The organism is Maribacter aquimaris, assembly GCF_014596745.1.
Taxonomy (GTDB): domain Bacteria; phylum Bacteroidota; class Bacteroidia; order Flavobacteriales; family Flavobacteriaceae; genus Maribacter_A; species Maribacter_A aquimaris.
The window spans coordinates 262,879-282,591 of record NZ_JABTCF010000005.1 but is presented as its reverse complement, the minus strand read 5'-3'; the positions used below and the strand labels follow the sequence as shown (position 1 = coordinate 282,591).

The window sequence follows — 19,713 nt, the reverse complement described above, 5'->3', positions numbered from 1 at the left end:
ATATGAAAAGGTTCATGTCCCTTGAACCCATTATTACTTTCTTATTATTTTTTATTGTCACTATTGCCTCTGCACAGGAAGCTTCTTATGAAGATGGCAAAAAGTATATTCTTGGGGGTCTCGAAGTAACGGGGCTACAAAGTTATAATGAGCAGACAGTAAAAACCTATACCGGTTTGAGGGTAGGGCAGCCGATTACCCTTCCCGGGGAACAGATCAGTGCCATCATCAACAAACTGTGGGGATTGGAACTTTTTACCGATATCGCATTCTATGTTACCGATGTCCAAGGGGAGAATGTATTCCTGGAATTGAACATCATTGAGCGTCCCACCTTGTCCAAGGTGAAGATGAATGGTGTAAAAGACGGTAAGATCGATGAGATTTTAAAGGATACGGATCTTAAGAAAGGGAAAAAGATAACCGAAAGTCTTATTGCGAATAGTAAAAACTATATCACTAACAAATACAAGAAAAAGGGATACCTTAATACTAAGGTCAATATTATTACGGTCAAGGATACCTCGCAAACCAATGCTAGGAGTATGGTCGTAAATGTTGATAAGGGTGATAAGGTTAAAATAAAGGATATTGTTTTTGAAGGCAATGAAAAATTACCTGCAAAAAAATTGCGAAAAGCCTTTAAGAAGACCAAGAAAAAGAAATTGGGCCGCTTTTGGAAGAAGTCCAAGTTCATCGAGGATGATTATGAAAACGATCTGACGCTATTGATGGATAAATATGCGGAGAACGGTTACCGGGATGCTAGGATTCTTTCAGATACCATCATTAATGTTGATGAGAACAATATCAATATCAAGATCAATGTTGAAGAAGGAAACAAGTATTATTTCGGTGATATTGATTTCGTGGGTAACAGTGTCTATTCGGATCAGGTATTAAGCCGTGTTTTGGGCATTAAAAAAGGGTCTACCTATAATGGGGTGTTGTTGCGCGAGCGTATTGCCGATGATACCAAGCCCGATGCCAATGATGTCACAAGCTTGTACCAAAATAACGGTTATTTGTTTTCAAGTATAAACCCAGTAGAGGTTTCTGCTGAGAATGACACGATTAATTTTGAGATCCGTATTGTAGAGGGTAAGGAAACCTTCTTGGATCATGTTACGATCAATGGGAACGACAAAACGAATGACCACGTTATTTTTAGGGAATTAAGGACCCGTCCCGGTCAAAAATATAACAAGTCAGATATTATAAGGAGTATTCGTGAATTGGGGCAACTTGGTTTCTTCGATGCGGAACAGATCAAACCGGATATTATCAATCCGAAACCTAATGAGGGTACTGTGGATTTGGACTATGGTCTTGTTGAATCGGGATCGAGCCAGATCGAACTCCAAGGGGGATATGGGGGCGGTGGTTTCATCGGTACCTTAGGGCTATCCTTCAGTAATTTTTCTTTGCGGAATATTTTTAATGGGGAAGCTTATAAGCCCGTGCCCATGGGTGATGGTCAGAGTTTTGCGGTACGTTTGCAGGCCAGTAAGACCTATAGGGTGTACAGTTTGAACTTCTCGGAACCTTGGTTGGGTGGTAAAAAACCGGTACGTTTTAATCTCTCATTATCCCAAACCAAGCAATTCCGTGCCAGTTATACCAGTTCAGGTAGTATAGATGTAAATAAGGACGAAGGGTTTTCCATTACGGGAATTTCAGCAGGGTTGGCGAAAAAAGTACAATGGCCCGATGATTTCTTCGTGATTTCACATTCTTTGGGGTATCAACTCTATGAATTCAACAATTATAGTTTGGGCTTGTTCAACTTCGGTAATGGTAAATCCAATGCGTTTACCTATACATTGGGTATTTCAAGAAATGCCACCGCTGGGGGTAGGATATTCCCAAGGGGAGGTTCCAATTTTGAGATTACGGGTAAATTCACTCCCCCTTACTCCTTGTTTAGCAATAAGGATTACAGTGGCTTGAAAGAAGAGAGTACGGATCTTACGATACAAAGGGCCCAAGAAGGTGGATTGGATGCCGAGGATACGGCGCGATTGGAAGAAGTGGATCAAGAACGTTTTAAGTGGTTGGAATACTATAAGGTAAAATTCAAAGGGGATTGGTATACGACGCTTGTTGGTGATTTGGTACTACGAACCAATGCCGAGTTAGGATTCTTGGGTAGTTACAACAGTGCCGTGGGCGATGTGCCTTTTGAACGTTTTTATGTTGGTGGTGATGGTATGGGTAATTTTACCTTGGATGGTAGGGATGTAGTGCAGTTGCGAGGGTATGATAACCAAGCGTTGACCCCATTTAATCCGGATACCGGCCAGCTGGATGGTGCCTTAGTGTACAATAAATTCTCTATGGAGCTACGATATCCATTGACCTTAAAGCCATCAGCATCGATTTATGGCTTGGCTTTTATGGAAGGTGGTAATGGTTTCAACAATTTTCAGGAGTTTAATCCGTTTGAAATAAAACGTTCGGCTGGAGTGGGGCTACGTATATTTATGCCGGCATTCGGTTTACTGGGAATTGACTTTGGTTATGGCTTCGATGAAGACTATAGCTCAGGTTCAACTGGACCTAGTGGATGGCAAACACACTTCATTATTGGCCAACAGTTTTAATTTAAGAATCGTGGCATAAGCTAAACCATTCATTTTAAAAGTTTTAGTATTTTTGGCACGATATTTTCTATGTATTAAAACGGAATCAAAATGAAACCAAAAACAAAAGTTCTTATAATCGTATTCTTGATGCTTTGCACATTGCATTCGTTTGCCCAGCGGGGTGTTCGAATGGCTTATGTGGATATGGAGTACATACTGGAAAATGTTGAGGAATATCGTGATGCGACTGCCCAATTGGAAAATAAGGTCCAAAAGTGGAAAGTTGAGATTGAGCAAAAACAGAGTGTTGTTGAGCAAATGAAGAAGGATCTAATGGCTGAAAAAGTGCTGTTGACCAATGAGTTGATCGCGGAACGGGAAGAGGAGATACAGATTCTTGAAAAGGAGATGATCGAATACCAACAAGATCGTTTTGGTCCTCAGGGTGATTTGGTCTTGCAAAAGCGACAATTGATCCAGCCGATTCAAGATCAGGTTTTTAATGAGGTACAAAAAATCGGGGCAAATAAAAAGTATGATTTTATTTTTGATAAATCTGCGGATGTTGTAATGTTGTATTCCGAAAAAAGACATGATATCAGTGATCTGGTATTGCGGGGTATCGCTAGGACCAGGAAAATAAGTAAGCCTAGGAAAACAAATGCCAAGAATAGGTTGTCCGATTTTGAAGATGGGGACGTGCAGGAAGAAGAGATGAGTGATGCCTTGCTAGAGCGAAAAGCGATGGCCAAACAGGCAGAAGAGGCCAGAACAAAGACCGCTGAGGAAAAAAGGGCGGAACAATTGAAGATTCGGGAAGAGCGTAAAAAGGCCTATGACGAAAGAAGGAAGAAACTCCTAGAGGAAAGGGAGGCCAAAAAGAAGGCCAAGATTGAAGAACGGGAAAAGGAAATTGAAGAAGAAGATACAAATAACAAGTAAGAATCATTAACTTAAATTAATACTCAAATATTTTAATTGGAAATCATGAAAGAAGTAAAGAAAATAGTAGTTGCCTTGGTTTTGTTCGTTGCGGCAACAAGTTTTGTACAAGCACAAAGTAAAGTTGCCCATATTGATGTAACCCAACTTTTGTCCCAAATGCCTGAAATGAAATCAGCAGAAGCCGAATTAAAGAAGCTTCAAGAAACCTATAGGGCAGATATCGAGAGCTCTATGACAGAGTTGAAAAACAAATACACTCAGTATTCAAATGAGTCTGCCTCTAAATCTGAAGAGGAAAACCAAAAAAGAGCACAGGAATTGCAAGTGTTCGAGAAAAACATTGGTGAGGCACAACAAAATGCCCAACAAGAACTTCAAAAGAAGCAAGCCGAATTGTTCGCTCCAATCTCCGAAAAAGCAAAAGCAGCTATTGAAAAGGTAGCGGCAGCACAAGGTTTCGATTACGTGATCGATGCCCAAGCCGGTGGTGGATTGATAGTGGCGAAAGGTAAAGACCTTCTTCCTGAAGTTAAAAAGGAATTGGGCTTCTAATTCTTTAAAAAAAATAATAAAGAAACATCCTAGCATTATTGTTAGGATGTTTTTTTTTTAGGCAATGATTTTTCCCTTAATACCTTTCCATCGGAGCTTGCGAATGAACTTTCCTTCCTCTGGGGAGACCATTTTTTGAAGCTTGTTTGCCTTGGCCTTGAAAAAGCCCTTCATGTTATGGTAAAAGGTTTTTGTGTTTTTCTGTTTCAAAGCCATTTTTAAAGAGGCTATGGATGTCAGTAAGAATCCATAATCCATGGCGTACATGGCTTCGCCTTGCATCAACTTCGCTTTTGCATTATAGGCTTTTCCTGTGGGTCGCAAATGCTTTACCCTTAACTCATCCAAGGTCTTGATCTCAAAACCGTGGTATTGTGCCAATAATTCATCCACAGTATCCCAACCCATAGCATTTCTAAGTCCATCGATACTTTTGAAACATGCCTTTGAATAGGCTTTAAAAGCACCTCGTACGTGCTTTTTGTTCATGGGGTGGTTCAGGGTCCATTCGTTGTTCGAATCGAGCTCATACACGAATCCACCGGCTAAACCGATATTTTTATTTTCGTTGAAAACCGAGGCAATGGTTTCAAAGTAGTTTTTGGGAAGGATCAGATCGGCATCGAGCTTAACGATAAAATCATATTCATCGTCTAAGAGCGCCAATCCTTTGCGGAAAGCATTGATTACCTTACTGCCCGGAAGATGTTCCTTAGACGAGCTCGTATTCAGTTTTAGGTAGGTGTTGTACTTGTTGCAGAAAGTGTCAATGATCTTTTCAGTGCCATCGGAGGAATTGTCATTGACGATGATAACCTTTTTGGGTTGTAGGGTTTGTACCGACAACGACCTTAAGGTTTCCTCTAAAAAGGCTTCTTCGTTATGTGCGGGTATAACAATGTAATACTTCAAATTAGTGTTTTTATGCGCTGCCTATCTTATCCTTTCGGCATAAACGATATAATATCTTGGGGTAAAGCTTCGTAAAAGGGGTCTAAATCCTATTTTTTTAACGGGATTCGTCCATTTGTCCCTGTCAATGATTTTCCATCCGGCCTTTTCCAATAGCCAATCGAATTGCCAATCCTCGAATTCGTGATAATGCCTGTCCCAAGGATCGGTTTTGCTTTGGTAGGCGGGGGAGAACCACAATCGCAATGGAATACTGGCAATAAGTTTGTCGGCCTTTATTTCACGTAGCACATTGAATGGGGCGATAAGATGTTCAAAAATCTCAAAGGCCGTGACCACATCGGTCTTACTATGGGTTATTGTCTCGAAATCCAGGTCTAAATCCTCTCCTTGTGTATTGCTGACCGTATATCCATGTTCTTTCATGATCTTGGAAAATGGATTTTCAACCCCTAAGTCCAAAATCGTTTCTTGGGTGGTGATGTGCTTTTCTAAAAAAGACAGGGTTTTCTCGAATCGTTTATTGGGAAATGTTTTTTCGTACATCTAAACTAAGCGTTATTTTGATGCCCCTAATAAAAGGTTGGTCATTCTATAGTAGGTACGAAGTTAAAAAAATATGCAGAGGCATAACCATATACCTCTGCAATTCTTTATTTAGGATGTGTGCGAAATTTAAACTTCGTATACCATGGCATTGATGTTCATGCCGGCACCCACACTGGCAAATAGTACCACATCACCTTTTTGGATACTGTGGCCTTCAATGTTCCCTTTTCTTACTTTGTCATAAAGGGTGGGTATCGTGGCAACGGAACTGTTTCCCAATCTGCCAATGGTCATTGGCATAATACCTGTTGGGGGTTTAAGTTTGTATTGTCTATAGAACCTTTTTACAATGGCCTCATCCATTTTTTCGTTGGCCTGATGGATGAATATTTTTTTGACTTCGGAAATGTCCCTTCCGGTTTTATCCAAGCATTCTTTCATCGCTTGTGGTACATGGGATATGGCAAACTCATAAATTTTTCGACCGTACATTTTTATGTAACGTCTATCTTCTTTAAGGTCCTTGTTATACGATTTCCCAAAAAACAAATGAAAGGCCTCGTCATTGGCATAAGTAGCTGTTTCAAAGTTTAGGAATTGTCCCTTGCCTTCAGTCTCCTCAATAATTGCGGCACCGGCACCATCTGAGTATAGCATTGTGTCACGGTCATATTCGTCGACCACCCTTGAAAGTGTATCAGCACCAATAACCAAACATTTTTTTGCCATTCCCGCTTTAATGAATGCGTTGGCCTGTATGACGCCTTCAATCCATCCGGGACAACCAAAAAGCATATCATAAGCCACGCATTTTGGATTTTTGATATCCAATTTATGCTTTACACGTGTGGCGAGACTTGGAAGGGTGTCGCCTTGGATCTGGCCAACGGACAGGTCACCGAAATTATGGGCAAATATGATGTAGTCCAATGTTTCTTTGTCAACACCGGCATTTTCAATAGCTTTTGCTGCTGCTAAGTGACCTAAGTCAGAGGTTTTCAACTCTTTTTTTGCGTAGCGTCTTTGCTCAATACCCGTAATTGATTTGAATTTTTCTATGATGACGTCGTTCGGACCCTCGATGACGGTCCCATCGCTATTCAAGAAAGTGTTTTTTTCGAAATATGAGTTTTCAATGATGATGGATGGTCTAAAAGACCCTGTTCCGGTAATGGCTATGCTCATTATTGATAAAATTTTACGCAAGTTACCCAATCCCTAAATTTAGAGGGAAATAAAACGGTGTAACAATACGATGTTCAAGATTATTTGATATAAATAAATTATTAAACAAATGTATTAAAGATTAATAAAATGGCATCTGTTTACGGGGGTTTATAGTGTTATTCAGATTCAATATAGGCTTCAATGGGTGTGCAACTGCAAATAAGATTACGATCTCCATAGGCATCATCAACCCTTCTTACCGTTGGCCAAAACTTGTTGTCAGAAACATAGGGTAACGGAAAAGCCGCTTCTTGTCGGCTATATGGAAATGCCCAATCTTCACTCGTTAGCATCGCAATGGTATGGGGGGCATTTTTTAAGGGGTTGTTTTCGGGGTTTTCCACGGCCAAATCTATTTCATTGCGAATGGCCAGTAATGCATCACAAAAACGATCCAATTCGGTTTTGCTTTCGCTCTCGGTAGGTTCGATCATCAGCGTACCTGCAACCGGGAAGGAAACGGTGGGGGCATGAAATCCATAATCCATAAGACGCTTGGCGATATCGGTAACTTCGATGCCGTTTTGCTTGAACGGACGACAGTCAATGATCATCTCATGGGCTGCACGACCATTTTCCCCGGTGTAAAGAACATCAAACCTACCGCTTAGTCGTTCTTTGATGTAGTTGGCGTTAAGTATGGCTATTTTAGTGCTGTTTGTCAACCCTTGTTCCCCTAGCATTTTAATATATCCATAGGAAATCAAGCACACTAGCGAACTGCCCCAGGGGGCTCCTGAGATGGCGGTAATCGCATGGCTTCCTCCGGTCTTGACCAATGGGTTGCCGGGTAGGAAAGGCACCAGTTGTTCGGCCACACAGATGGGGCCCACGCCGGGACCACCACCTCCATGGGGAATGGCAAAGGTTTTGTGAAGGTTCAAGTGGCATACATCCGCACCGATAGTGGCCGGATTGGTAAGTCCTACTTGGGCGTTCATATTGGCGCCATCCATATATACTTGCCCGCCATGGTCATGAATGATCTTGGTGATGTGTTTTATCGATGATTCGAAAACCCCATGCGTAGATGGATAGGTGACCATCAATGCGGCTAGGTTTTCAGAATGCAATTTGGCTTTCTCCTCTAGATCTACAATATCGATATTCCCTTTTTCATCGGTTTTGGTTACGACCACTTTCATGCCTGCCATGACAGCCGATGCTGGATTCGTGCCGTGGGCCGATGCAGGGATTAGGCAAATATTACGGTGGTCTTCTTTTTGGGACTTGTGATAGGCCCGAATGACCATTAATCCGGTATATTCACCTTGGGCACCGGAATTAGGTTGTATCGAGGTGGCTGCGAAACCTGTGATTGTCGACAGGTCTTTTTCCAATTCGTGAAGAACTTCTTGGTAGCCTTGGGCTTGTTCCAAAGGAACAAAAGGATGTATATTGCCCCATTCTGCCCAGCTTAGGGGCAGCATTTCACTGGCGGCATTCAATTTCATGGTACAGGAACCCAACGAAATCATAGAATGGTTTAACGATAGGTCTTTGCGCTCCAATTTCTTGATGTAGCGCATCAGTTCTGTCTCCGAATGATACTTGTTGAATACCTCATTTTCTAAGAAAGCGCTTTTTCGCGAAAGTGCGATGGGAATCACTTCGTTAAATGGTTCGGAAAAAGAAAGGCTTTCCTGTTGGTTTTTCAGTTGTGCAAAACAAGCGAAAATGGAATTCAGATCTTGTTCATCCGTTGCTTCATGTATTGAAATGGATACGGTGCCCTTGTCGATATAATTGAAATTGATGCCTTTGTCTTCAGTTATTGCCCGAAGCTTGTCGGAATCGGTAACATTGATTTTAAGTGTATCGAAAAACGCTGTGTTCAAGGTTTCATAACCTAATCCCAAAAGACCTTGGTGTAGGATTTTTGCTTGGTTGTGCACTTTGGTTGCGATATATCTTAATCCCTTTGGACCGTGATATACAGCGTACATTCCCGCCATGACCGCCAAAAGTACCTGGGCGGTACAGATGTTGGAGGTTGCCTTATCGCGTTTTATATGTTGTTCCCGTGTTTGTAGCGCCATTCGCAAGGCAGGCTGTCCATCGGCATCTTTGGTCACGCCAATGATCCGTCCGGGTATATTTCTTTTATACGCCTCCTTGGTGGCAAAAAAGGCTGCATGTGGACCACCATAGCCCAAAGGGATCCCAAAACGTTGGGTGGTACCTACGACCACGTCAACCCCAAATTCCCCTGGAGGGGTCAAAAGGACCAAGCTTAGGATATCGGCGGCAACCGCTACTTTTATTTCGTTCTCCTTGGCCTTTGCCACAAAAGGGGAATAATCATAAACCTGTCCGTATTTACCTGGGTATTGTAATAATACCCCAAAAAAGTCCGATCCAAATTCAAATTGACTATGATTTCCAATGACCAACTCGATGCCCAACGGATTAGATCGTGTTTGTAGCAAGGATATGGTTTGTGGTAAGACTTCCTCGGATACAAAGAATTTAACGACATTGTCTTTCTTTTGTGCTCTGGTACGAACGTCGAATAACATGGACATGGCTTCGGCTGCAGCGGTACTTTCATCCAAAAGTGATGCATTTGCCAGTTCCATTCCGGTGAGATCGGCAATGACGGTTTGAAAGTTTAAAAGAGCTTCCAACCTGCCTTGTGCGATTTCGGCCTGATATGGGGTGTATGCCGTGTACCACCCTGGATTTTCCAAGATATTCCTCAGAATGACGGAAGGAGTGATGGACTCATGATAACCAAGGCCTATATACGATTTGAATAGTTTGTTTTTTGAGGATAATGCTTTGATGTGCGATAGGAATCCGTGCTCGCTCATCGCCTTGGATAACTGAAGGGGTTGGGTCAATCGGATATCCGAAGGAATGGTTTCATCGATTATTTGATCTAAACTTTCGGCCTTAACGGTTTTAAGCATTTCTTGAAGGTCTCCTTCATTGATTCCAATATGGCGCGAAGCAAACAAATCTGTTCTCATAATCTGCAGTATTTTGATGGGCAAACTTAGGAATTTAATCCTTCTAAATTAAGTGTATTGTTGGTCTAAAGGACTAAAGTTTTTAACGAAATCAAAGGGTTATAAACAGTTTGGTTATTTTTGCCCGATGAACTTCATGAAGCGACTGTTCGATTTTTATCTGGATGCTAGTATACATGTAGCTTTGGCTGTAGTATCATTGGTAAAGGCCACGACCTTTTTTTTTAATGTCGAATTGGATGGTCACCTCATGTATTTTGTTTTTTTTGGTACCATTGTCAATTATAATTTCATCAAATACGGGGTTGAGGCCGAAAAGTATTTATTGGTAGGAAATAGATACCATAAAAACATCCAATTTTTCAGTTTTATTTGTTTTGTCCTTACCTGTTACCACGGTTGGTTTTTAAGTATGGATACCTGGTTGATTCTGTCCATATTGGCTGTCTTGACCGGTTTTTATGCTTTGCCGGTATTGCCAAGGGCCCGCAATTTAAGAAGTCTTGGTGGACTAAAGATATTGGTAGTCGCCTTGGTTTGGTCCGGAATTACGGTTGTTTTACCCATGGTCGGGACACAAAAGGTTTTGGTTTGGGACGTTTGGGTAGAGGTGGTGCAGCGTATTCTTTTGGTATTGGTATTGCTGATTCCGTTTGAGATTAGGGATTTGGCCTATGACGAACCTGGATTGAAGACGATTCCTCAGCGTGTCGGGGTGATGCGAACGAAGGTTTTTGGGGCCCTTCTGGTACTTTTGTTTTTTATCTTAACGTATTTCAAGGATGTGATCTCAGAAAGTGAACTGATTGCAAAAGGGGTGCTTTTTTTGGTCTTGGGTGGACTCATGTTCGTGACCAAACGGAATCAGTCTAAATATTTTTCTTCCTTTTGGGTGGAGTCGATTCCTTTATTGTGGTGCGGACTTATTTGGGTATTGGTATATTTGTTCTAAATCTTTTCGTTGATTTCCTTTTTCATTTTCACCTTGTCCCTTTCAGGTAATGCGTGTAAATGGGCCTTGTCGCAGAGTGATGTGAGTTCGGAGTTTTTTTTAGAGAATTTGGAGCAGGTCTTACAAAAGAAAAGATGTATGATCAATTTGAACTTTTCGGTAAAAGTTGCCTCCTTATATTGTTCCTTGTTGCAGATAATAGCTGCTTCTTCGCACGATATCATATTTAAAACCAATTTTTGTTAAGACAGTCCATCAAAGCGGTTCTAGCCCTATGGATCATCACCCATAGATTAGACGGGTTTATGTCCAGTTCTTTACAAATATCTTCCGTATCCATACCTTGAATTGTTTTCAAGGTGAATACCAAGGATTGTTTTTTGGGCAATTTTGAAATACACTCCTGGATGGCCAAGCCTAATTCCTCGTTTTCGATATCATCGTTTTCAAGTATGCTTAAAGGGTCGGCAACCTGTTCTTCGAGCCAATCACCATCAGCATCCATTTGACTGCTGTAGCCCATGCGCACTTCAGCTTTGCCTTTATTTGAATTGATCTTTCGATAATAATCGATTACCTTTCTTTTGAGAATGGCAATAAGCCAAGTGCGTTCGGCAGCGGTACCTTTGTAATTGGTAGCTGATTTTAAACCGGCAAAAAAGGTTTCCTGTACCAGGTCTTTTGCAATTTCCGCATCACTGACCCGGGTCACTGCATAGTTGAAAAGATAGTCAGCGTATCTGTCTACCCAAGTTTCGGGATGTAATTGGTGGTCTGTCATGAATTTATTGCTGCCATCAAAAATAATTTAAATTTAATGATTATACCTATTTTTGAAAAAAAGAGATTCCAATATGAGAATAGTTTTATTGATGGGTATTGTGTTATTTGTGAGCGTAAGCTGTTCACAAATCAAGGAAAAGCATATAACGGAAGTTCCCCAGACGGAATTGGATACCATTTTATTGGTAGATGTTAGAACACCAAAGGAATATAATGATGGGCATTTGGTAAATGCCATGAATATTGATTGGAAGAGCGATGATTTTAAGCTAGGGTTCGAAACAATCGATAAGGATAAAACCATTTACCTGTATTGCCGTAGTGGTAAACGCAGTGCTAGTGCCACAAGATATTTGGATTCATTAGGGTACAAGCAGGTGTATAGTCTAAAAGGAGGTTACGTAGCGTATAAGGAAGCGCAGCAATAACCTTTTATCGCACGATATCGGAAAATGAAGAAAGCCACAATCGAGGATTTTCCCGATTGTGGCTTTCTTCCATACTACAGACAAGTTTTTTTAGGCTATCCCGCTACATGTCGCTGCTCGTTTTCCATGTCGTGGGGAACGGTGCGTATTTGGGTCCGGGTTATAATAATCCGGCTCTCTTTAACAGGGCTTCAACCTTTGGTTCGGCACCCCTAAAGCGTTTGTATAAAACCATCGGTTTTTCAGTACCCCCTTTGGATAGGACATGTTCCTTGAATTTTGTGGCAACCTCTTTATTGAAGATTCCTTTTTCCTTAAAATAGGCAAAGGCATCCGCATCTAAGACCTCGGCCCACTTATAGCTGTAGTACCCAGAGGAGTAACCACCTTGGAAAATATGTGAAAAGGCTGTGCTCATACAGGTTTCTACAGTATCAGGGTAGAGTTGGGTACCTTCGAAGGCCTTGTTTTCATGGGCTTTTACGTCTTTGATGTTCGAAGGGTCGGCACCGTGCCAAGACATATCCAAAAATCCAAAACTCAATTGGCGTAAAGTGGCCATGCCTTCGTGGAAAGTAGCGGATTCCTTTATTTTGTTTATCAATTCCATAGGGATGGTTTCGCCGGTTTCGTAATGAGTGGCGAAAAGCTCCAAGGCTTCTTTCTCATAACACCAATTTTCCATAACCTGACTTGGGAGTTCTACAAAATCCCAATATACCGAAGTGCCCGAAAGGCTTGGATATGTCGTGTTGGCAAGCATACCGTGTAGACCATGGCCAAATTCGTGGAGTAAGGTGGTGACTTCATTAAAGGTCAATAAGGAAGGCTTGCTCGGTGTTGAACGGGTGAAATTACAAACGTTGGAGATATGTGGACGAACATTTTCTCCGTCTTTTACATATTGGGGCTTAAAGGAGGTCATCCATGCGCCACCACGCTTGCCGGCCCTTGGGTGGAAATCGGCATAAAACAAGGAAATAAGGTTATTCTTGTCATCGGTTACGCGGTACGTTTTTACCTCGTCGTGGTACGTGTCTATGTCAAAGACTTCGGTAAAATGCAATCCGAACAATTTTTCGGCAACCTTGAAAACCCCGGCTATTACATTTTCCAACTTGAAATAGGGCTTTAATTTTTCGTCATCAAGGTTAAAAAGCTTCTGTTTCAATTTTTCGGCATAGTAAGAGCCATCCCATTTCTGCAACCGATCTATGCCGTCCAATTCCTTGGCGAAATCTTCCAATTGCTTAAACTCCCTTTCAGCTGCGGGTTTTGCCTTGACCAAAAGTTCATTTAAAAAATCATAAACCTTATCAGGTGTTTCGGCCATACGTTCTTCCAAAACAAAATGGGCGTGTGATGGGTAGCCTAGGAGAACAGCCCTTTCATGACGAAGATTGGCGATCATGAGTACGTTTTCCTGATTGTCAAATTCGTTATTGTGAAAAGCCTTACTGCCAAAGGCTAAGGAAAGTTTTTTGCGGAGTTCCCTGTTCTTGGCATATTTCATAAATGGAATATAGCTGGGGTAGTCCAGGGTTACCAACCAACCTTCTTTGTTTTTCGACTTGGCCATTTGTGCAGCGGCCTCCTTTTCGCCCTCCGGTAATCCGTCCAGGTCATTTTCATCGGTGAGATGCATTTCGAAGGAGTTGGTCTCGGCCAAAACGTTTTCTCCAAATTTTAATTTGAGTTTGGAGAGTTCGGTATCTATCTCTCGTAAGCGTTGTTTTTTGTCTTCAGGTAAATTGGCCCCATTACGACTAAAGCTTTTGTACTTTTTGTCGAGTAACGTATCTTGTTCTACCGTGAGGTCAAGTTGGTCTTTTTGTTCGTAAACGGACTTTATTCTCTTGAAAAGTGCTTCGTTTAACGTTATGTCATTGCTGAATTCGGATAGTAAGGGCGATACTTCCTGGGCTATTTTTTGGATTTCCTCATTCGTCTCAGCGGAATTCAAATTGAAGAACACACTTGAGATCCTGTCCAATTCCTGTCCTGAAAACTCCAATGCCTCAATGGTATTTTCAAAAGTTGGTGCAGCGGTATTCGCTGTTATCGCATCAATTTCTGCCCGGGCATCCTCGATTGCTTCTAAAAAGGCAGGTTTAAAATGTTCGTTTTTTATTTTGGAAAAGGGTGCGGTATCGAAAGATTGAAGAAGTGGGTTGCTCATAAAGATTAATGTATTGTAGTGTTGTTTAATGTTTTGTTTTTAAAATAAGTACGGAATAGGTCGATTACAAGAAAGAGCAAAGTGAAGAATAAAGCGAATACGGCTCCAGTTATAAAACTATAATTACGAGCGGTGTCCGAAGCTCCATCTTCTATAAAAAACTCCCATCTGATAAAAACAGAAACCTGAATAATCAGGTAAACCGTAAAAAAGAGAAATGCACCTCTATAAAGGCTTGTTAAGTATGGTGTATTAAAACTATTCTTGTAAACGAATAGGGTTATGAGTGAAAAAAGGGCAAAAAGACTGCAAATTATGGTTGGAAAGTTCATTCTTAAAGCAGGTTTTATTTTCTTTTTTCGTTGAATGTCTAATACTTTTTTTATTTAATCTTCTTTACTTCTTTCGCACCTTCGATTACCTTTTGTTTCAGGCCTTCTTTGTAAAGAATGATCTTATCGAGCACGCATTTGTCCGAGCTGCCAATGATTTGTGCCGCGAGGATACCTGCATTCTTGGCTCCGTTCAAGGCTACGGTGGCTACGGGGACACCTCCTGGCATCTGAAGGATCGAAAGAACGGAATCCCACCCATCTATCGAATTACTGCTTTTAACAGGTACGCCAATTACGGGCAGGGGAGACATAGAGGCCACCATTCCCGGTAGGTGGGCCGCGCCGCCGGCACCGGCGATAATCACCGATATCCCGTTTTTATGGGCGTTTTTACTAAAATCAAACAGCTTTTCCGGGGTGCGATGGGCCGAAACTATATCGACATCAACCTCAATATCGAATCCTTTTAGGATGTCAATGGCATCCTGCATTACCGGCAGGTCGCTGGTGCTTCCCATAACTATGGCTACTTTGCTCATAAAGTTCAAAATTTTTAAATCCAAATTCCCATTGTGCAAGGGCTTGGTATTTGATTATGGCACTTAACGCGCTATTACTTTGATCGTTTCTTTTACTTGTTGGGCTATTTTTCGGGCTTCCTGAAGGTCCTCATTTACAATGGTCACATGTCCCATTTTTCGAAAGGGTCTTGTTTGTCTTTTGCCATAAATGTGGGGGGTAACCCCATCCAACTTCAAAATCTCTTCAATGTTTTGGTACACTACATCACCGGTATATCCTTCTGCACCTACTAGATTGACCATTATCCCTGCTACCTTACTTTCGGTACTGCCCAAGGGAAGATTCAAAATGGCCCGAATATGCTGTTCAAATTGATTGGTGTAGCTGGCTTCAATGCTGTAATGGCCACTATTGTGTGGTCTTGGGGCAACCTCGTTGACCAGGATCTTGTCTTCTACGGTCTGAAACATTTCGACAGCCAATAGACCAACATGTTGTATGCTATTGGAAACCTTTAACGCGATTTCCTTGGCTTTTTGGGCAACTTTGTCATCAATCCGCGCCGGACAGATAACGTATTCCACTTGGTTTGCTTCAGGATGGAACTCCATTTCAACAACGGGATAGGTAGTCACATCGCCTTTTGCATTCCGGGCGACGATTACAGCGAGTTCGTTCTTAAAGGGAATCATGTCCTCGGTAATACACTCCCCAGGGGGTAATCCTTCTAAATCACCAATGTTGCGTATGATTTTCACCCCTTGTCCGTCATATCCGAACTGGGCACTTTTCCATACAAAGGGAAAAGAAAGGCTTTCGTATTCAACGCTATCCTTCATTTCACTGGCATAGGCAAAACGCGAAAAAGGCGCTGTTGGAATATCGTTATCGATATAGAACAACTTTTGTTTGGCCTTGTTTTGTATAATGCGTAATGCCGATGTTGGAGGATATACTTTTACGCCCTCTTGTTCTAACTTTTCGAGCGCCTCGGTATTTACATTCTCAATCTCGATGGTAAGTACGTCGACCTTCTTTCCAAAATTGTAGACGGCATCAAAATCCAATAGGTCCCCGATGAAAAACTCGTCACAGCCTATTTTGGACGGGGCATCTTTCGAGGCATCCATGACTTTGGTGTGTATGTCGAATTTCCGGGTTTCATACAACATCATTTTGCCCAATTGGCCACCTCCTAATATCCCCAGTTTAAAGTCAGATGAGAAAAAATCCATGTGTATCGATTCGTGTGGTTAGGGTTAATGTTCGTTGTATATCGGTAACAAAAATACATCGAATTCTTAAAACTGAATGGTTGTGATTCAAAAAGAGAAATCAAAATGGTATCTTTGCAATCCTAAAAAGCCTAAACCATTGATAAAACTACACGATAAATATTTTAAGCCATTCTTAAGTGAAGCGCAGATTCTTGCGGCTGTAAAATCGGTTGCCCAAAAGGTGGCTGCGGATTATAAGGATGAGACGCCTGTTTTTGTAGGGGTATTGAACGGTTGCTTTATGTTCGTAGCGGATTTTTTAAAGGAATATCAGCATCCTTGTGAAGTGTCGTTCATAAAATTAAGTTCATACCAAGGTCTGACCTCAACAGGAATTGTTGAGACACTGTTGGATCCACCGGATAATTTAGAGGGAAAGAGCGTGATTATCTTGGAAGATATCATCGACTCGGGGCGAACGCTCAAGGAATTGATACACCTTTTCAACAATACCAATGTAAAGGAGTATAAAATCGCTAGTTTGTTCTACAAGTCCGAAGTGTATAATGGGGAGTATGCGATAGATTATATAGGTATTGATATACCCGATAAGTTTATTGTGGGATACGGGCTCGATTATGACGAGTTGGGACGTAACCTCAGAGAAGTTTACCAATTAAATGAAAAACATATGATCAATCTAGTTCTTTTCGGCAAACCAGGTGCCGGAAAAGGTACGCAAGCTGAATTTCTTAAAGACCAGTATAATTTAAAACATATTTCAACGGGTGATGTATTCCGTTACAATATAAAGAACGGGACAGAATTGGGGAATTTGGCCAAATCGTATATGGACAAAGGCGATTTGGTACCCGATGAGGTAACCATTAAAATGTTGCAGGATGAGGTTGAAAAACATACCGATGCCAGTGGTTTTATCTTTGATGGTTTTCCAAGGACCGTAGCCCAAGCTAAAGCCTTGGATGAATTTTTGAAGACCAAGGAAATGAGAATTGACGCTACCCTTGCCCTCGATGCGGACGACGAAGTATTGATACAACGACTTTTGGAGCGTGGTAAGGTCAGCGGTAGAACAGACGATCAGGACGAGTCCAAGATCAGGAATCGTTTTGAGGAGTACAACCAAAAAACAGCACCGTTGCAGGCATATTATGAAACCCAAGGGAAATACCATAGTGTTAATGGTATTGGTGCTATCGAGGATATTACCCGTCGTTTGGGTAAGGTAATCGAGGAGCTGTAGGCCAACCTAACCTTGTTTTAAGTTCTTCTATCATCGTCAAAAACCTTGATCTTCATGAAGATAGATTGCTGACGTGCTGAAATAGTTTCAACACATGTCGCGCTAATGACAAATACATTAAATAATGACCGAAGGCAATTTTGTTGATTATGTGAAGATCCATGCCAGTTCTGGTAATGGAGGTAAGGGGTCTGTGCATTTGCATCGGGAGAAATATATTACCAAGGGTGGTCCTGATGGTGGTGATGGAGGCCGTGGAGGCCATGTCATTGTTCGGGGTAATAAAAATCTGTGGACCTTGGTGCATTTCAAGTTCAAACATCATTTTAAGGCCGGTCACGGTGAACATGGCAGTAAAAACCGAAGTTCCGGAGCTGATGGGGAAGATGTGTATATGGATGTTCCCCTAGGTACGGTTTTTAAAAACAGTGAAACCAACGAGGTCCTATTCGAAATCACTGAGGAAGGGGAAGAAAGAATACTTGTCGAAGGAGGTATGGGAGGTCGTGGCAATTGGCATTTTAAAACCTCCACAAACCAAACACCACGCTATGCACAACCAGGGGTAAAAGGACAAGAGGTCGATGTTACCATGGAATTGAAGTTATTGGCCGATGTGGGCTTGGTAGGATTTCCCAATGCAGGAAAATCTACGTTGTTGTCGGTCATTACATCCGCAAAACCCAAAATAGCGGATTATGAGTTTACCACGTTAAAACCCAATCTGGGTATTGTTGAGTATCGCGATTTTCAAAGTTTTGTTATGGCCGATATTCCAGGTATTATTGAAGGTGCTGCGGAAGGGAAGGGTCTTGGACATTATTTTTTAAGGCATATAGAACGAAATGCCACGCTTCTATTCCTCATTCCCGCGGATAGTAATGATATTAGTAAGGAATATGAGATCCTTTTGGATGAGTTAAGACGGTACAATCCTGAACTTTTGGATAAGGAACGATTGGTGGCCATCTCTAAATGTGATATGCTCGATACGGAATTGATGGATGAAATGAAGATTGAGTTAGACAAGGATTTTGCCAATGTACCATATATGTTCATTTCCTCCGTTGCCCAGTTTGGGATCCAAGAGTTGAAGGATAAACTTTGGAAAATGCTCAACAGTTAATCGAAATAAAGGCTGTTTCTTAAAATATAGGTTGTTTTTTCTTTACATTTAGGTAATTAAAAGGCGATGAAAAGTATATACTACCTCCTAATAGTCCTTTTGTTTGCGTCGTGCCAAGCGGTACGTGTGCAGACCGATTATGAAAAGGATACCGATTTCTCCAATTATGCCACATACAATTATTACGGCGACCTGGAAACAGGTTTGGGTGCATTGGAGGAAAAACGATTGATCAAGGTTCTGGATGCGGCCATGCAAGGTAAAGGGCTACTGCTTTCTGAAGAGCCCGACTTTTTTATCAATATCCAAAGTGAAATCTTTCAAGCCCCAAACAACAATACGGTTGGATTAGGGGTAGGGGGAGCCGGAAGAAATGTCGGTGGGGGTGTTTCTGTTGGCATTCCTATCGGACAGGCAAAAGTACAACGCGAAATCATTTTCGATTTTATCGATAGCCAAAAAGAACAATTGTTTTGGCAAGCTGTAAGTAGTAGCAGTTTCAATGAAAATAACACACCGGTCGAGCGGGAACTTAAACTTCAGGAAATTGTGGAAAAGGTATTGTCGAAGTACCCTCCAAAATCCAGAAAGTAAACAAGCTGTTTTTTTGAAAGAATTAATAAGTCCCTACTTAATAAAGAATTGTGATTTATCCGTTAAGCAAATCCCTGTATTTATTCTTATACCCTATAAGCATGGCAATGTTTAGGACAATAAGAATAAGTGACCCCATGATAGTACTTGGTTCCAAGGTGGCATGAAAAAGAACGGCATTTATTGAAACACTCATCAAGATAAGGGCCATTAAAGCACCGTATTTGTTCAATAGGAAGGCCAAACCAGCCAAAATCTCCACGACGCCTACCAATATCACTGTTTTCGAACTTGCCAAACCACCCATATACCCCATGGCAGCCTCACTCATAGCACTGTTGTCCATAGGGATAAAGTTGAAAAACTTATTGAGTCCAAATACCAGGACAAATAAGCCAAGAAGTATTCGTAAGACCATAAAAACTTTCGGGTTCATAATGCATGGGTTTAAGTTGTTACTGCTTAAAGGTAATGAAAATCAGTAATTTGGATAAACTATATTTTAAATCCTAGGATGTTCAGACCAAATTAAGGAATATCCCTCAAGAATCATCATCATTGTTTTTACCGT

At 41.4% G+C, this 19,713-nt stretch carries 18 protein-coding genes; 8 read left to right on the top strand and 10 right to left on the bottom strand.

Annotated elements, in window-relative coordinates:
* The first annotated feature begins 2 nt into the window (after nucleotides 1–2).
* From HPE56_RS10475 to HPE56_RS10465, 3 genes are all read left to right on the top strand, one after another.
* The gene (locus HPE56_RS10475; protein ID WP_188243707.1) at nucleotides 3–2,603 is read left to right on the top strand and encodes a BamA/OMP85 family outer membrane protein; all 2,601 of its coding nucleotides are present in this window, start codon (nucleotides 3–5) and stop codon (nucleotides 2,601–2,603) included.
* Nucleotides 2,604–2,693: 90 nt separating this feature from the next.
* Nucleotides 2,694–3,527, top strand: coding sequence for an OmpH family outer membrane protein (locus tag HPE56_RS10470; protein WP_188243706.1), 834 nt, complete (start codon nucleotides 2,694–2,696; stop codon nucleotides 3,525–3,527).
* Nucleotides 3,528–3,572: 45 nt separating this feature from the next.
* Entirely contained in the window at nucleotides 3,573–4,082 is a 510-nt protein-coding gene (locus HPE56_RS10465; protein WP_109649605.1) for an OmpH family outer membrane protein, read from the top strand.
* Nucleotides 4,083–4,139: 57 nt separating this feature from the next.
* Here HPE56_RS10465 and HPE56_RS10460 read toward each other — a convergent pair whose 3' ends face one another.
* The 4 genes from HPE56_RS10460 to gcvP all read right to left on the bottom strand — a co-directional run bounded on the left by HPE56_RS10460 (nucleotide 4,140) and on the right by gcvP (nucleotide 9,742).
* A complete protein-coding gene (locus HPE56_RS10460; protein WP_188243705.1) occupies nucleotides 4,140–4,994 on the bottom strand; it encodes a glycosyltransferase family 2 protein in 855 nt (284 codons plus the stop codon).
* Nucleotides 4,995–5,015: 21 nt separating this feature from the next.
* The gene (locus HPE56_RS10455) at nucleotides 5,016–5,540 is read right to left on the bottom strand and encodes a methyltransferase domain-containing protein (RefSeq protein WP_188243704.1); all 525 of its coding nucleotides are present in this window, start codon (nucleotides 5,538–5,540) and stop codon (nucleotides 5,016–5,018) included.
* Between the two features lie 129 nt (nucleotides 5,541–5,669).
* Nucleotides 5,670–6,728: a 3-oxoacyl-ACP synthase III family protein gene (locus tag HPE56_RS10450; RefSeq protein ID WP_188243703.1), complete on the bottom strand. Its 1,059-nt coding sequence runs from the start codon at nucleotides 6,726–6,728 to the stop codon at nucleotides 5,670–5,672.
* Between the two features lie 158 nt (nucleotides 6,729–6,886).
* A complete protein-coding gene (gene gcvP, locus HPE56_RS10445) occupies nucleotides 6,887–9,742 on the bottom strand; it encodes an aminomethyl-transferring glycine dehydrogenase (RefSeq protein WP_188243702.1) in 2,856 nt (951 codons plus the stop codon).
* Nucleotides 9,743–9,878: 136 nt separating this feature from the next.
* On the opposite strand from gcvP, the gene HPE56_RS10440 reads away from it, so the two are divergent.
* Nucleotides 9,879–10,694, top strand: coding sequence for a UbiA prenyltransferase family protein (locus tag HPE56_RS10440; RefSeq protein ID WP_223170271.1), 816 nt, complete (start codon nucleotides 9,879–9,881; stop codon nucleotides 10,692–10,694).
* Here HPE56_RS10440 and HPE56_RS10435 read toward each other — a convergent pair.
* Nucleotides 10,691–10,918, bottom strand: coding sequence for a hypothetical protein (locus tag HPE56_RS10435; protein WP_188243700.1), 228 nt, complete (start codon nucleotides 10,916–10,918; stop codon nucleotides 10,691–10,693). The genes HPE56_RS10440 and HPE56_RS10435 overlap by 4 nt on opposite strands.
* Nucleotides 10,919–10,920: 2 nt before the next feature.
* A complete protein-coding gene (locus tag HPE56_RS10430; RefSeq protein ID WP_109649598.1) occupies nucleotides 10,921–11,475 on the bottom strand; it encodes a sigma-70 family RNA polymerase sigma factor in 555 nt (184 codons plus the stop codon).
* Between the two features lie 73 nt (nucleotides 11,476–11,548).
* On the opposite strand from HPE56_RS10430, the gene HPE56_RS10425 reads away from it, so the two are divergent.
* Entirely contained in the window at nucleotides 11,549–11,905 is a 357-nt protein-coding gene (locus tag HPE56_RS10425; protein ID WP_188243699.1) for a rhodanese-like domain-containing protein, read from the top strand.
* Nucleotides 11,906–12,065: 160 nt separating this feature from the next.
* Here HPE56_RS10425 and HPE56_RS10420 read toward each other — a convergent pair whose 3' ends face one another.
* The 3 genes from HPE56_RS10420 to HPE56_RS10410 form a co-directional block, all read right to left on the bottom strand.
* Entirely contained in the window at nucleotides 12,066–14,084 is a 2,019-nt protein-coding gene (locus tag HPE56_RS10420; RefSeq protein ID WP_188243698.1) for a M3 family metallopeptidase, read from the bottom strand.
* A gap of 382 nt (nucleotides 14,085–14,466) precedes the next feature.
* Nucleotides 14,467–14,958, bottom strand: a complete 492-nt coding sequence (gene purE, locus HPE56_RS10415; protein WP_109649596.1) for a 5-(carboxyamino)imidazole ribonucleotide mutase — start codon at nucleotides 14,956–14,958, stop codon at nucleotides 14,467–14,469.
* A gap of 63 nt (nucleotides 14,959–15,021) precedes the next feature.
* The gene (locus HPE56_RS10410) at nucleotides 15,022–16,176 is read right to left on the bottom strand and encodes a 5-(carboxyamino)imidazole ribonucleotide synthase (protein WP_188243697.1); all 1,155 of its coding nucleotides are present in this window, start codon (nucleotides 16,174–16,176) and stop codon (nucleotides 15,022–15,024) included.
* 139 nt (nucleotides 16,177–16,315) lie between these two features.
* Here HPE56_RS10410 and HPE56_RS10405 point away from each other — a divergent pair, with 139 nt between their 5' ends.
* The 3 genes from HPE56_RS10405 (at nucleotide 16,316) to HPE56_RS10395 (ending at nucleotide 19,142) form a co-directional block, all read left to right on the top strand.
* Complete coding sequence (locus HPE56_RS10405; protein ID WP_188243740.1) at nucleotides 16,316–17,422, top strand: adenylate kinase; 1,107 nt, start codon at nucleotides 16,316–16,318, stop codon at nucleotides 17,420–17,422.
* 124 nt (nucleotides 17,423–17,546) lie between these two features.
* Nucleotides 17,547–18,548 (top strand): GTPase ObgE, encoded by a 1,002-nt coding sequence (obgE, locus tag HPE56_RS10400; RefSeq protein ID WP_188243696.1) that lies wholly within the window; start codon nucleotides 17,547–17,549, stop codon nucleotides 18,546–18,548.
* A gap of 66 nt (nucleotides 18,549–18,614) precedes the next feature.
* Entirely contained in the window at nucleotides 18,615–19,142 is a 528-nt protein-coding gene (locus tag HPE56_RS10395; RefSeq protein ID WP_188243695.1) for a DUF4136 domain-containing protein, read from the top strand.
* Between the two features lie 55 nt (nucleotides 19,143–19,197).
* Here HPE56_RS10395 and HPE56_RS10390 read toward each other — a convergent pair whose 3' ends face one another.
* Nucleotides 19,198–19,578 carry a DoxX family membrane protein gene (locus HPE56_RS10390; protein WP_188243694.1) on the bottom strand — a complete coding sequence of 127 codons (381 nt, stop codon included), beginning with the start codon at nucleotides 19,576–19,578 and terminating at the stop codon, nucleotides 19,198–19,200.
* Nucleotides 19,579–19,713: the final 135 nt, after the last annotated feature.